The organism is Reyranella sp. GW821-FHT14A01, assembly GCF_058803965.1.
Map to the genome: position 1 here is coordinate 326,018 of NZ_JBXAPM010000006.1, position 12,837 is coordinate 338,854.

Below are 12,837 nucleotides of genomic sequence, written 5' to 3' on the forward strand. Positions count from 1 at the left end.
CCTAGCCGGCAAAGCTCAGGCAGTAGTCGCGCACCTGCTGGAGCGGGATGCGCGCATGGCTTTGCACGATGATGAACTTGCCGCCGGGGTCGGTCCCGTTGGGCAGCCGGACCAGGCGCTCGAAATCGTCGGCGCCCCAGACGCAGGACTGTTCCGAGAACAGCTGGACGTCCGACGTGTAACAGGTGTCCCACTCGGCGTGATAATCGTAGAGCGTGCCGTTGATCTCGGCCGCGCTGGTGTAGAGGGAATATTCCGTCCACGGCACCTGCAGTGGCTTGCGCGCCTTCCACATCAGCAACGACGCCATCGCGCTGAGCCGCGGGCCGCGCAGCTGTTCGAGGGTCTGCCGGGCCAGGTCGCCGTGCAGGATGTTCGGCGTGACCGAGAGCCCGTGCGACCTGGCATCGTAGGGTATGCCGATCACCTCGGACGCGCTCTGCCACCAGTCGTGATGCTGCTTGGGCTCCCAGCGCGAGAGCGCCCGGTCATATTGCACGAAGCTGCGGGAATCGAAGTCGCCGACGCAGCAGACATCCGAATCCAGGGTGAAATAGCCGCCGAATCCCAATATTGCCGGCACGTGCAACTTCACGATCTGCTGCCGGTACCAACCGGTCATCAGATAAAAAGGGCTGAAGGCCGGGAAGAAATCGCGCTCCCGGCGCACCGTCACTTCGATGTTGGGGAAGCGCGGCAGGTTGGAGCGCAACAGATTCGCGTCGCGATTGGGGGCAATGATCAGCAGCTCGAAAGGCTTGCTGTCCCGCCAGTGCTTGGACAGCGATTCGATCAGAAGACCGGCACGCTCCAGATCGCCCAAGCGCTTGATGTTGCGCAGTGCGAGGGGGAGGATTCCTTGTCTGATTTCAGAAAACATGGGCCAGGGTACTCAGAAACTACATATGGTCGCTGGCCGGCTCCATATCAATTGATAGGCAATCGCCTGAAAACATGCGGATCAGCGGCACATCGACCCACATGCACATCGCGGGCTAACCCGCGATGCTCCGCCTGGACAAAAAAACGCCGGGCCCAAGGGCCCGGCGAGTCAAACAGGGAGGCTTCACGTCTGGGAGACGTGGGATCATGAGGATCCCGAGTTTCGAACGCGATCAGCCGAAACCGTTCGTGTCGAATACCTGCACTCAACCTATGCTTCGCGAGCAGGATTGGTAGTGGTGAAGTTTTGGACACTGGCATGCGACATGCGCATGCCTTTCACTAACTATGCAATCCTGCAAGTCTCACGGATCAGAAACGAGTCTCCGCGACCTTCCGCAGCAAGAAATCCCGGAACACGGCGATGCGCTTGGAGTGCCGCAGTTCCTCTGGGTATGTGAAATAGACATCGGTCGTGCGGACGTTGAGATCCGGCAGCAGCATTTCGAGCTTGGTCGATTCGCGTGCCAGATAGTCCGGCAGCGAGGCGATGCCGAGGCCGGATTCGACGGCGCGGAAGATGCCGTAGGTGTTGTTGACCCGCAGCACCACCAGACGCGGATTCTGGTCGGCATTGCCCTCGCGCAGCAGCCAGTTCACGTCCTGGACGGGCGCCCGTGCATCCTCGCCGAAGATGATCAGCCGGTGCTGGTCGAGTTCGTCGATCGTGTTGGGCTTGCCGTACTTCTGGACGTAGCCGTGCGAGGCATAGACGTGGCTGCGAACCGTCAGCAGGTGACGCTGCACCAGCCCGGGCTGGCGCGGCATCACCATGCGGATGGCGACGTCGGCCTCGCGCATGCCGAGATCGAGCTCGTTGTCGGACAGGACGAGGCTCACGTCGATCTCGGGATAGAGCGCGATGAACTCGTGCATCTGGGTCGTGAGCCAGGTCGAACCGAAGCCCACCGTGGCGTGGATCTTGAGCCGCCCCGCCGGCTTGTCCTGGTTGGCGCGCAGCAGCGCCTCGGCGGTGTTGACCTTGGCGGCCATGTCGCGCGCCGTGCGGTAGAGCAGTTCCCCCTGCTCCGTCAGGATGAGACCGCGCGCATGGCGATGGAACAGCATGACGCCGAGCTGTTCCTCGAGCGCGCCGATCTGGCGCGAGATCGCCGACTGGCTGAGCTTCAGCGATTCGCCCGCATGAGTGAAGCTGCCGGCGTCCGCCACGGCCTGGAAAATCCGCAGCTTGTCCCAGTCCATTTCATTGCCTCCCCTGTCCACGCTTGCCACCTAGTCGGCGGCTTGGGCGTGGCGTGCCTCCTGTGCCGCCAACCACTTCTCGGCCTCGAGCGCGGCCATGCAGCCGGTGCCCGCGGCCGTCACGGCCTGCCGGAAAACCTTGTCCTGCACGTCGCCGGCCGCGTAGACGCCCTCGATGTTGGTCGCCGTCGAATCCGGTCTGGTGATCAGGTAGCCCTCGCCGTCCATCTCGAGCTTGCCCTTGAACAATTCGGTGTTGGGCGAGTGGCCGATCGCCACGAAGAAACCGTCGGTCTTGATGTCGTGCACGGCACCCGTCTTCACGTTGCGCAGGCGCGCGCCCGTGACGATCGGCGCCGGCGTCTTCTCGCCGAGGACCTCGTCGACGACGTGATCCCACACGACCGTGACCTTCGGGTTCTTGAACAGGCGATCCTGCAGGATCTTCTCGGCGCGGAAACTGTCGCGGCGATGGACCAGCGTCACCTTCGAGGCGTGGTGCGTGAGATAGAGTGCCTCCTCGACCGCCGTGTTGCCGCCGCCGACCACCACCACGTCCTTGTTGCGGAAGAAGAACCCGTCGCAGGTCGCACAGGCCGACACGCCGCCGCCGCGGAAGGTTTCTTCCGTCGGCAGGCCCAGCCATTTCGCCGTGGCGCCGGTGGCGATGACGAGAGCATCGGCCTCGTAACGGTCACCGGAATCGCCCAGGCAGACGAACGGCCGCTTGGAGAGGTCGACATCGACGATGGTGTCGAAGAACAGCTTCGTGCCGACATGCTCGGCCTGCTTCTGCATCTGCTCCATCAGCCAGGGGCCCTGGATGACGTCCGCGAAACCCGGATAGTTCTCGACGTCGGTCGTGATCGTGAGCTGCCCGCCGGGCTGGATGCCCTGCACCAGCATGGGCTTCAGGCTGGCCCGCGCGGCGTAGATGGCCGCCGTGTAACCCGCCGGTCCGGAGCCCAGGATCATTACCTTACTACGATGAGTTTCTGCCATGTCCGCTCCGCATCCCGCCAACCGCATATCTTCGACATATATGCAAACCTCACCTGAGTTGCACGGGTTGATGTTGAATTTCACACGCAATTGTTCACAGCCAATCGACGAAATCTCGCAACTTTATTGCGTGCTCGGCACAGTTCTGGCATAGACCGCGGCCAACGGAGAGGAATACGGATGGCTCGGGCCAAGCTCGATCGAATTGACCGGCGAATTCTTAGCGACCTGCAGTCCAATGGACGCATGACGAACGTGGAACTGGCTGAACGGGCCGGGATTTCAGCCCCACCCTGCCTGCGCCGCGTGCGCGCCCTGGAACGGGCCGGCATCATCAAGGGTTATCATGCGGAATTGAGCCCCGAGGCGTTGGGCTACAGCGTGTCGGTGTTCGCCCTGGTGGGACTGAACAGCCAGGCCGAAGCCGACCTCAAGGCGTTCGAGGAGCTGATCGCCAAGTGGGACGAGGTCCGCGAATGCCACATGCTGGCCGGCGAGGCCGACTTCCTGCTCAAGATCGTGGCCGAGACCTGGGACGACTACCAGAAATTCCTGACGACCCGCCTCACCTCGGCGCCTAACGTCAGCCATGTGAAGTCGATGATGGTGTTCCGCACGGCGAAGGAGATTCCCGGAGTACCGATTTCGACGGAGGCGTAGCGTCCGTCGAAATCGGGGCGGGCGGCAGCGGTTGTAACCAACCGCGAGAGCCCGCGCGGTAATAATGGAGCAAGGCCCGATGACCGACGTCACCTTCGAGATCCTGCACCGCGTCGCCGACGCCTTTGCCCGGCGCGACGTCGATGGGATCGTCAACTCCTTCGCCGAGGACGGTGAGTTCCGCAACGCCAAGGGCCCCGACTACTGGGGCCAGAGCTTCAAGGGCAAGGCAGCGATCCGCAGCTACTTCGAGCCCCTGTTCGCCAGCGCCGGCGACGTGAAGTGGACCCATACGAACGAATTCATCCACGGCGACCGGGCGGTGACCGAATGGCACCGGACCGCGACCTTGAAGACCGGCGAGCGCCAGGAATGGCTGGGCTGCGACCTCTACACCTTCCGCCGAGGGCTGATCGTGATGAAGGACACGTACATAAAAGTCGTCGTCTGAGCTCTTGCGGGAAACGCCGTGTATTGATAGCGTCGTTTAGATACACGGCGTTATCACAAAGACTGAGGGTCGCCAGCCATGAAGAACCTCTTCCAGGCGTCGAAGGTCCTGCTGCTCGACCTGGCATCGACGCTGCTCTTCCTTGCCGTCTACGTCGTCACCGGCAATCTCTTCCTCGCGGTCGGGCTCGGCATGGCGCTGGGCGTCGCCCAGATCGGCTGGCAGCTCATCCACAAGCAGCCTGTCGAGGCGCTGCAATGGCTGAGCCTCGTCATCATCTTCAGCTCGGGCGCCGCGACATTCGTGACCGACGACCCGCTCTTCATCATGCTGAAGCCCAGCATCATCTACGTCCTCGTCGGCGTGGTGATGCTGAAACGCGGCTGGATGACCCGCTACCTGCCGCCGATCGCGCAGGCGACCGTGCCCGACCTCGCCATCACCTTCGGCTATGTCTGGGCGGGGCTGATGTTCTTCTCGGCCGCGCTCAACATCGCGCTGGCGCTCACGCTCGACGTCACGACCTGGGCCGCCGTGAAGTCGGTCTGGGCGATCGGCAGCAAGATCGGCCTGTTCGGCCTCCAGTACGCCATCATGAAGTCGACCGGCATCCGCCGGGCGCGCGCCATGATGGCGGCTGGAGCGTCATGATTTGAAAAGGAATCGAAAGGGATTCTCCGACCCTCCACCCCGGCGACACCGCCAAGAGGCACAACCGAAACAAACGAAATAGACGAAACGAACGAAACGGACAGGCCCTCCCCCGCGCCGGGAGCGATTCCGGGGTTGTGGTGGCCTGGACATTGCGAGGATCGGTGCCTGGGATGTCCTGGATAACCTCGGCTCGGCCTGCGCAAGGCGGCAACAGCCGGGAAAGCGGGATACGCTCGAACCTAGAGTACACTGCTCTAGTTGAACTGCACGCCCACCACTTCGTAGGACTTGCCGCCGCTCGGGGTCTGGACCTCGACCGTGTCGCCGACGGTCTTGCCGATCAGGGCCCGGCCGATCGGCGAGGTGATCGAGATCCGGCCCCTGGCGAGGTCGGCCTCGTAGGGGCCGACGATCTGGTATTTCACCTTCTCGTCGGTGTCCTCATCGGCCAGGCGCACGGTGGCGCCGAACTTGATGACCTTGCCGGTGAGCCTCGAGAAGTCGATCACCTCGGTGCGCGAGATGATGTCCTCGAGCTCGGCAATGCGACCCTCGATGAAACTCTGCTTTTCGCGCGCGGATGTATATTCGGCGTTCTCCGAGAGATCGCCGTGCTCGCGCGCCGTCGCGATCGCCTTGATGATCGCCGGGCGCTCCACGCTCTTCAGCACTTTCAGTTCCGCCTCGAGGCGCTGAAGCCCCTCGGCCGTCATGGGAATACGTTCCATTGCCAAATCGTCCTTGATCACTCGTACGGCGTCAACGCCCAACGCGACCGGAAACGGGTGCAAACCGGCGCATTGCGGGCAGGAGCGGAGGTGGGAAGCCTAGAAAGCGGTCTTGAAGTAGGATTGCAGGGGCGCGACGTCTAGGCCGCCTTGCTTGACCGCCGCGATGCCCTCGACCGACGCCTTGGCGCCGGCGACCGTCGTGTAATAGGCGATCTTGTGCATCAGGGCGGTGCGCCGGAGCGTGAAGCTGTCCGTGAGCGCGCTCGCACCATCGACGGTGTTGAAGACGAGGTGCACCTTGCCGTCCTTCATCAGGTCGACGATGTGCGGCCGGCCCTGCAGCACCTTGTTGACCTGCTGCGCCTCGATCCCGTGCTTGCGCAGGAATTCGGAGGTACCGCGGGTCGCCAGGACCTTGAAGCCGAGTTCGACCAGCCGCTTCACCGGCTTCACCATCGCCTGCTTGTCCGGGTCCTTGACCGAGACGAACACCGCGCCCTCGACCGGCACCTTGCTGCCGGCCCCGAGCTGGGACTTGGCGAAGGCGCGGCCGAAATCGACGTCGAGGCCCATGACCTCGCCCGTCGAGCGCATCTCGGGTCCCAGGATGATGTCGACGCCGGGGAAGCGGGCGAAGGGGAATACCGCCTCCTTGACCGCGATGTGCTTGGCCTTCGACTTCTTGATGCCGAGCGACTTCATGCCCTCGCCGGCCATCAGGCGGGCGGCGAACTTGGCGATCGGCTGGCCGGTCGCCTTGGCGACGAACGGCACGGTGCGGCTGGCGCGCGGATTGACCTCGAGGACGTACACGTCGCCGTCCTTCACGGCGAACTGCACGTTCATCAGGCCGACCACGCCCAGCGCCTTGGCCATCGCCTCGGTCTGGCGCTCGATCTCGGCCAGGATCTTGGCCGACAGCGAATAAGGCGGCAGCGAGCAGGCCGAGTCGCCGGAATGGATTCCCGCTTCCTCGATATGCTCCATGACGCCGGCGACGAAGACATTGTGGTCCTTGTCGGCCAGGGCATCGACATCGACCTCGATGGCGTCGCGCAGGTAGGAGTCGATCAGCACCGGGTTGCTGCCCGAGACCTTCACGGCGTCGCGCATGTAGCGCTCGATCGCCGCGCGGTCGTAGACGATCTGCATGGCGCGCCCACCCAGCACGTAGGACGGGCGGATCACCACCGGGTAGCCGATCTTCTCGGCGATCTCGATCGCCTTCTCCTGCGACGTCGCCGTGCCGTTGTCGGGCTGGCGCAGCTTCAGCTCGTGGATCAGCTTCTGGAAGCGTTCGCGGTCCTCGGCGAGGTCGATCGCGTCGGGCGACGTGCCCAGGATCGGGATGCCCGCGGCCTCGAGCGGCTTGGCGAGCTTGAGCGGCGTCTGGCCGCCGAACTGCACGATCAGGCCCAGCAGCTCGCCCTTGGCGCGCTCGACCTCGACCAGCTCGATCACGTCCTCGGCGGTCAGCGGCTCGAAGTAGAGCCGGTCGGCCGTGTCGTAGTCGGTCGACACCGTCTCGGGATTGCAGTTGACCATGATGGTCTCGTAGCCGGCATCGCGCAGGGCGTAGACGGCATGGACGCAGCAATAATCGAACTCGATGCCCTGGCCGATGCGGTTGGGACCGCCGCCCAGGATGATGACCTTGCGCCGGTTGGTCGGCTGGGCCTCGCACTCGGCCGGCCGAACGCCGTCGCCCTCGTAGCAGGAATAGAGATAGGGCGTGCGCGATTCGAACTCGGCGGCGCAGGTGTCGATGCGCTTGAAGACCGGCCGCACGCCGAGCGCCCGGCGCCTCTTTGCGACGTCAGCGGCGCCCTGCTTCGTGAGCTCGGCCAGCCGCTCGTCGGAGAAGCCCTTCTTCTTCAGGTCGAAGAATGCCTTGGCGTCCGTCGGCAGGCCGTTCTTGCGCACGTCCGCCTCGATGGCGACGAGCTGCTCGATCTGGCGCAGGAACCACGGCTCGTACTTCGAGGCCTGGGCGATCTCGTCGACGTTCAGCCCATGGCGGAAGGCTTGGGCGATCGTCAGGATGCGGTCGGGCGTCGGCAGCGCCAGTGCGCCGGCGATGGCCGACTTGTCGGGCGCGCCCTTGATCTCGATCTCGTTCAGGCCGGTCAGGCCCGTCTCCATCGAACGCAGCGCCTTCTGCAGCGATTCCTGGAAGGTGCGGCCGATCGACATGGCCTCGCCGACGCTCTTCATCGAGGTGTTGAGCAGGGCCTCGGCGCCCGGGAATTTCTCGAAGGCGAAGCGCGGCATCTTGGTGACGACATAGTCGATCGTCGGCTCGAACGAGGCCGGGGTCTCGCCGGTGATGTCGTTCAGCAGCTCGTCGAGCGTGTAGCCGACGGCAAGCCGCGCCGCGACCTTGGCGATCGGGAAACCCGTGGCCTTCGAGGCCAGCGCCGAGGAGCGCGAGACGCGCGGGTTCATCTCGATCACGACCATGCGGCCGGTCGCCGGATCGACGGCGAACTGCACGTTCGAGCCGCCGGTATCGACGCCGATCTCGCGCAGGCACGCGATCGAGGCGTCACGCATGATCTGGTATTCCTTGTCGGTGAGCGTCAGCGCCGGCGCGACGGTCACCGAATCGCCGGTATGCACGCCCATCGGATCGACGTTCTCGATCGAGCAGATGATGATGCAGTTGTCGTTGCGGTCGCGCACGACCTCCATCTCGTACTCTTTCCAGCCGAGCACGGATTCCTCGACCAGCACCTCGCCGACCGGCGAGGCGTCGACGCCGCCCTGCACGATGTCGAAATATTCGTCGCGATTGTAGGCGATGCCGCCGCCGGTACCGCCCAGGGTGAAGGACGGGCGGATGATCGCCGGCAGGCCGACGCGGTCGAGCGCGCTGGTCGCCTCCTCGCGATTGTGCACGACCTCGCTCTTCGGGCACGTCAGCCCGATCTTGGTCATGGCGTCGCGGAACAGCAGCCGGTCCTCGGCCTTGTCGATGGCCTCGGCATTGGCGCCGATCAGCTCGACGCCGTACTTGGTGAGACGGCCGTCGCGATGCAGCGACATCGCCGTGTTGAGCGCCGTCTGGCCGCCCATGGTCGGCAGGATGGCGTCGGGCTTTTCCTTCTCGATGATGCGCGCCACGAAGTCGGGCGTGATCGGCTCGATGTAGGTGGCGTCGACCAGGCCCGGATCGGTCATGATCGTGGCCGGGTTCGAGTTGATCAGGATGACGCGATAGCCCTCGTCCTTCAGCGCCTTGCAGGCCTGGACGCCGGAATAGTCGAACTCGCAGGCCTGGCCGATGACGATCGGGCCGGCGCCGATGACGAGGATGGATTTAATGTCTGTGCGCTTGGGCATGATTTCTCTACTTGCCCTTGCTCTTGTCGATCATCTCGACGAACCGGTCGAAGAGATAATGGCTGTCGGTCGGGCCGGGCGAGGCTTCGGGGTGATACTGGACCGAGAAGGCCGGCTTGTCGGTGCAGCGCAGGCCTTCGTTGATGCCGTCGAACAAGGAGACGTGCGTCACCTCGGTGTTCTCGGGCAGCGATTCGGGGATGACGCAGAAGCCGTGGTTCTGCGACGTGATCTCGACCTTGCCGGTCGTCAGGTCCTTGACCGGCTGGTTGGCGCCGCGATGGCCGCGCGCCATCTTGCGGGTCTTGCCGCCGAGCGTCAGCGCCAGCATCTGATGTCCGAGGCAGATGCCGAACAGCGGCACCTTCTTGTCGAGCACGCCCTGGATGGCGGGCGCGGCATAGACCGCCGTCGCTGCGGGATCGCCGGGGCCGTTGGACAGGAACACGCCGTCGGGCTTGTGGCGCAGGATGTCCTCGGCGGTGGCCGTCGCCGGCACGACCGTTACCTTGCAGCCGGTATTGGCGAGGCAGCGCAGGATGTTGCGCTTGGCGCCGTAGTCGACGGCGACGACATGGTACTTGGGCTTGGCGAGCTTGCCGTAACCCTTGCCCAGTTCCCACTTGGTCTCGTCCCAATTGTAGGTCTGCTTGGTCGTGACCTCGAGGGCCAGGTCCATGCCGTCGAGACCCGGCCAGTCCTGGGCGATCTGGCGCATCTTCGGAATGTCGAACTTGCCGTCGGGCGCATGGACGACGACGCCGTTGGGCGGGCCGCCGTCGCGGATGCGGCGCGTGATGGCGCGCGTGTCGACGTCGCAGATACCCGGCAGATTGTGGCTCTTCAGCCAGTCGTTCAGCGGCTTCACCGATCGCCAGTTGGCCGGCTCGGTGATGTCGCCACGCAGGACGACGCCGCGGGCGGCCGGGGTGATCGTCTCGATGTCCTCGAGATTGGTGCCGACGTTGCCGATATGCGGAAAGGTGAAGGTGATGATCTGGCCGGCATAGGAGGGATCGGTGATGATCTCCTGGTACCCGGTCATCGAGGTATTGAAGCAGACCTCGCCGACCGCATGACCGGCGGCGCCCACTCCCTTGCCCCAGAAGACCGTCCCGTCGGCCAGCACGAGGGCGGCCGTGGCCCAACGCGGCGCGGCGTCATGGGCGCCGGCGGTCTTAGGTGAAGTCATGATGAAATTGCCCGTTCCTGGGGCTCGCCCGGCCTCGTCCCCGACCCGGATGGGCGAGGCGATCAGCGAGCCGCGCGGTTTGTAACCAAGCCGCCGCATAGGGTCAAGGCGGGGAAGGCAGCCAATTTCTAAGCTATTTCAATAACTTATTTGCTTTGCCAACAGCGATAAGGACGATTAGTTTCCGCCGCTTAGCCCTTTGGCGAACCATTGGAACCCAAGCCATGCTGCGCGAAAAGCTGACGGAAGCGATGAAAGACGCCATGCGCGCCAAGGATCAGGCCGCGCTCGGCACGATTCGCCTCATCCTGGCCAAGCTCAAGGACGTGGATATCGCCGCCCGCACCGAGACCAGCCGCGAGGGCGTGGCCGACGACAAGATCCTGTCGATGATGCAGGGCATGATCAAGCAGCGGAACGAATCGGTCGCCCTCTACGAGAAGGGCAATCGCGCCGACCTGGCCGAGAAGGAAAAAGCCGAGATCGCCGTCATCGAGCGCTTCCTGCCGCAGCAGATGGACGAAGCCGCCGTCGAGGCCGCCGTGCGCGAGGCGATCGCCGCCGCCGGCGCCACCTCGGTCAAGGACATGGGCGGCGTCATGGCGGCCCTGAAGGGCAAGTACGCCGGACAGATGGATTTCGCCAAGGCGTCGGCGGCCGTGAAGAAAGCCCTCGCCGGCTAAGTCTTCCCCGCTATCCCCTATGGCGTGGCCCGGACGCGAGGGCCATCTTAGGGGATGGCGTTCCCTCCCGGCTTCCTCGACGAATTGCGTGCGCGCCTCAGCCTGTCCGACATCGTCGGCCGGAAGGTGTCGCTGAAGCGCCGGTCGGGCGCCGAGTATGCGGGTCTCTGCCCCTTCCATAACGAGAAGTCGCCGTCCTTCACGGTCAACGACAAGAAGGGCTTCTATCATTGCTTCGGCTGCGGCGAGCATGGCGACGCCGTGGGCTTCGTCATGAAGACCGAGGGCCTGTCCTTCCCTGAATCGGTCGAGAAGCTCGCCCGTGAGGTCAACCTGCCGGTGCCGCGCGCGACGCCGGCGGAGCGCGAGCGCGTCGAGCGGGCTTCCACCCTGCAGCAGGTCGTCGAACTGGCGGCCCAATGGTTCCAGAAACAGCTTCGCCTCCCCGTGGGCCGCCAGGGCCTCGACTACCTGCGCGGGCGCGGTCTTTCCGATGCCGTCATCGACGATTTCCGCCTAGGCTTCGCGCCGGATTCACGCGATGGCGTGATCGCCGCCCTGAAGCGCGAGAACGTGCCGATGGAGAAGATCGTCGAGGCCGGGCTCGCCATCCAGCCCGAGGATCGGCGCGAGCCTTATGATCGTTTCCGCGGCCGGGTGATGTTCGTCATCAACGACCGCCGCGGCCGGGCCATCGCCTTCGGTGGCCGTGTGATGGGCGCCGGCGAGCCCAAGTACCTGAATTCGCCGGAGACGCCGCTCTTCCACAAGGGCGCCAACCTCTACTGCCTCGACCGGGCTCGCCAGGCCGTGACCAAGGACCAGCCGGTCATCGTGGCCGAGGGCTATATGGACGTGATCGCCCTGCACGGTGCGGGCTTCACCGGTGCCGTCGCGCCGCTCGGCACCGCCCTTACCGAGGGCCAGCTGGGCGAACTCTGGAAGCTGGCCGACGAGCCCTATCTCTGCTTCGACGGCGACAATGCCGGGCGTCGCGCCGCCTCGCGGGCCGCCGAGCGCGCCCTGCCCCTGCTGCGCCCGGGCAAGAGCCTGCGGTTCCTGACCTTGCCGGCGGGCGAGGATCCCGACAGCCTCGTCCGTAAGAAGGGAACCGAGGCAATGCGCCGCGTGCTCGACCTCGCCCGGCCGCTGTCGGACCTGGTCTGGGACCTGGAGACCGAGGGCAAGGCGACGGACACGCCGGAGCGCCGAGCCAGCCTGCAACGCAGTGTCGAGCAGCGTGTGGCCGAGATCGCCGATCCCATCGTGCGCGACTATTACCGCACCGAGATGCGCAGCCGGCTGAACCGGATGCGCCGGCCCGAGGGGCCGGCCTGGCAGCCCGGTGGGGCCCGCAAGCCGTTCCGCCGCCCCGGCGACCCCGAACCCGCCCCCTTTCCGGCCGGAGCCGGGGCTCGACGCGCCGGCGACGATCTCGACGGATCCCGCCAGGAGCGGGTCCTGCTGGGGGCCCTGATCGAGCGGCCGGCCCTGCTCCATATCCTGGCCGAAGACCTGGCCTCCCTGCCGATCGGCCATCCCGAACTGGCGCGGCTGCGCAGCGGGCTACTGGACGCCCTCTCGCTGGTCCCGTCGGGGGTGGATCCCGCCGCGGATGAGGCGGCCGGCGACCCCTCCCTTGAAGCCCAGCTCATCGAACAGCATCTGGAGAGAATCGGCTTGGGCCGGCTGGCGGCGTCCGCCCAGGCCAAGGCCCGCGAGGCCTTCCGCGACGATCCGACCGATGCCGATGGCTGGGTCGGCCAGTGGCGCCGCGCCGCCCGCCATCTCAGCCATCTCCAGGGGGACCCGGAGGAGTTGAAACGGGCCGAGGAAGCGCTGGCCGAGGACATGTCCGAGGAGAATTTGCAGCGACTCCAGGCCATTTTGGAGCGGATGCGGCGTGAAAGTCTCGAAGCCAATGCCATATAAAGCGGGGCGGCCATGAATCAGAGGCTTGCCCCTATCGCTGCTTGC

At 65.1% G+C, this 12,837-nt stretch carries 11 protein-coding genes; 5 read left to right on the forward strand and 6 right to left on the reverse strand.

Annotation, left to right across the window (positions count from 1 at the left end; all coding sequences use genetic code 11):
* Position 1: 1 nt before the first annotated feature.
* The 3 genes from AC1ROX_RS12840 to trxB all read right to left on the reverse strand — a co-directional run bounded on the left by AC1ROX_RS12840 (position 2) and on the right by trxB (position 3,147).
* Complete coding sequence (locus AC1ROX_RS12840; protein WP_493126048.1) at positions 2-880, reverse strand: DUF6492 family protein; 879 nt, start codon at positions 878-880, stop codon at positions 2-4.
* Positions 881-1,254: 374 nt separating this feature from the next.
* Positions 1,255-2,145, reverse strand: coding sequence for a LysR family transcriptional regulator (locus tag AC1ROX_RS12845; RefSeq protein ID WP_493126049.1), 891 nt, complete (start codon positions 2,143-2,145; stop codon positions 1,255-1,257).
* A 30-nt stretch (positions 2,146-2,175) separates the two neighbouring features.
* Positions 2,176-3,147 (reverse strand): thioredoxin-disulfide reductase, encoded by a 972-nt coding sequence (trxB, locus tag AC1ROX_RS12850; RefSeq protein ID WP_493126051.1) that lies wholly within the window; start codon positions 3,145-3,147, stop codon positions 2,176-2,178.
* A 180-nt stretch (positions 3,148-3,327) separates the two neighbouring features.
* Between trxB and AC1ROX_RS12855 the strand changes: the two genes are divergently transcribed.
* The 3 genes from AC1ROX_RS12855 to AC1ROX_RS12865 all read left to right on the forward strand — a co-directional run bounded on the left by AC1ROX_RS12855 (position 3,328) and on the right by AC1ROX_RS12865 (position 4,909).
* Positions 3,328-3,807: an Lrp/AsnC family transcriptional regulator gene (locus AC1ROX_RS12855; RefSeq protein ID WP_493126053.1), complete on the forward strand. Its 480-nt coding sequence runs from the start codon at positions 3,328-3,330 to the stop codon at positions 3,805-3,807.
* Between the two features lie 79 nt (positions 3,808-3,886).
* Positions 3,887-4,258: a nuclear transport factor 2 family protein gene (locus AC1ROX_RS12860; protein ID WP_493126055.1), complete on the forward strand. Its 372-nt coding sequence runs from the start codon at positions 3,887-3,889 to the stop codon at positions 4,256-4,258.
* Between the two features lie 78 nt (positions 4,259-4,336).
* On the forward strand, positions 4,337-4,909 hold the full coding sequence (locus AC1ROX_RS12865) for an inner membrane-spanning protein YciB (RefSeq protein ID WP_493126057.1): 573 nt from the start codon (positions 4,337-4,339) through the stop codon (positions 4,907-4,909).
* Positions 4,910-5,166: 257 nt separating this feature from the next.
* Here AC1ROX_RS12865 and greA read toward each other — a convergent pair whose 3' ends face one another.
* The 3 genes from greA to carA all read right to left on the reverse strand — a co-directional run bounded on the left by greA (position 5,167) and on the right by carA (position 10,177).
* Positions 5,167-5,640: a transcription elongation factor GreA gene (greA, locus tag AC1ROX_RS12870; protein ID WP_493126059.1), complete on the reverse strand. Its 474-nt coding sequence runs from the start codon at positions 5,638-5,640 to the stop codon at positions 5,167-5,169.
* 99 nt (positions 5,641-5,739) lie between these two features.
* Positions 5,740-8,985 carry a carbamoyl-phosphate synthase large subunit gene (gene carB, locus AC1ROX_RS12875; RefSeq protein WP_493126061.1) on the reverse strand — a complete coding sequence of 1,082 codons (3,246 nt, stop codon included), beginning with the start codon at positions 8,983-8,985 and terminating at the stop codon, positions 5,740-5,742.
* Positions 8,986-8,992: 7 nt separating this feature from the next.
* Positions 8,993-10,177: a glutamine-hydrolyzing carbamoyl-phosphate synthase small subunit gene (gene carA / locus AC1ROX_RS12880; protein WP_493126063.1), complete on the reverse strand. Its 1,185-nt coding sequence runs from the start codon at positions 10,175-10,177 to the stop codon at positions 8,993-8,995.
* 224 nt (positions 10,178-10,401) lie between these two features.
* Here carA and AC1ROX_RS12885 point away from each other — a divergent pair, with 224 nt between their 5' ends.
* Positions 10,402-10,860 (forward strand): GatB/YqeY domain-containing protein, encoded by a 459-nt coding sequence (locus tag AC1ROX_RS12885; RefSeq protein ID WP_493126065.1) that lies wholly within the window; start codon positions 10,402-10,404, stop codon positions 10,858-10,860.
* Between the two features lie 54 nt (positions 10,861-10,914).
* On the forward strand, positions 10,915-12,792 hold the full coding sequence (gene dnaG, locus AC1ROX_RS12890; protein WP_493126067.1) for a DNA primase: 1,878 nt from the start codon (positions 10,915-10,917) through the stop codon (positions 12,790-12,792).
* The last annotated feature ends 45 nt before the right edge of the window (positions 12,793-12,837 follow it).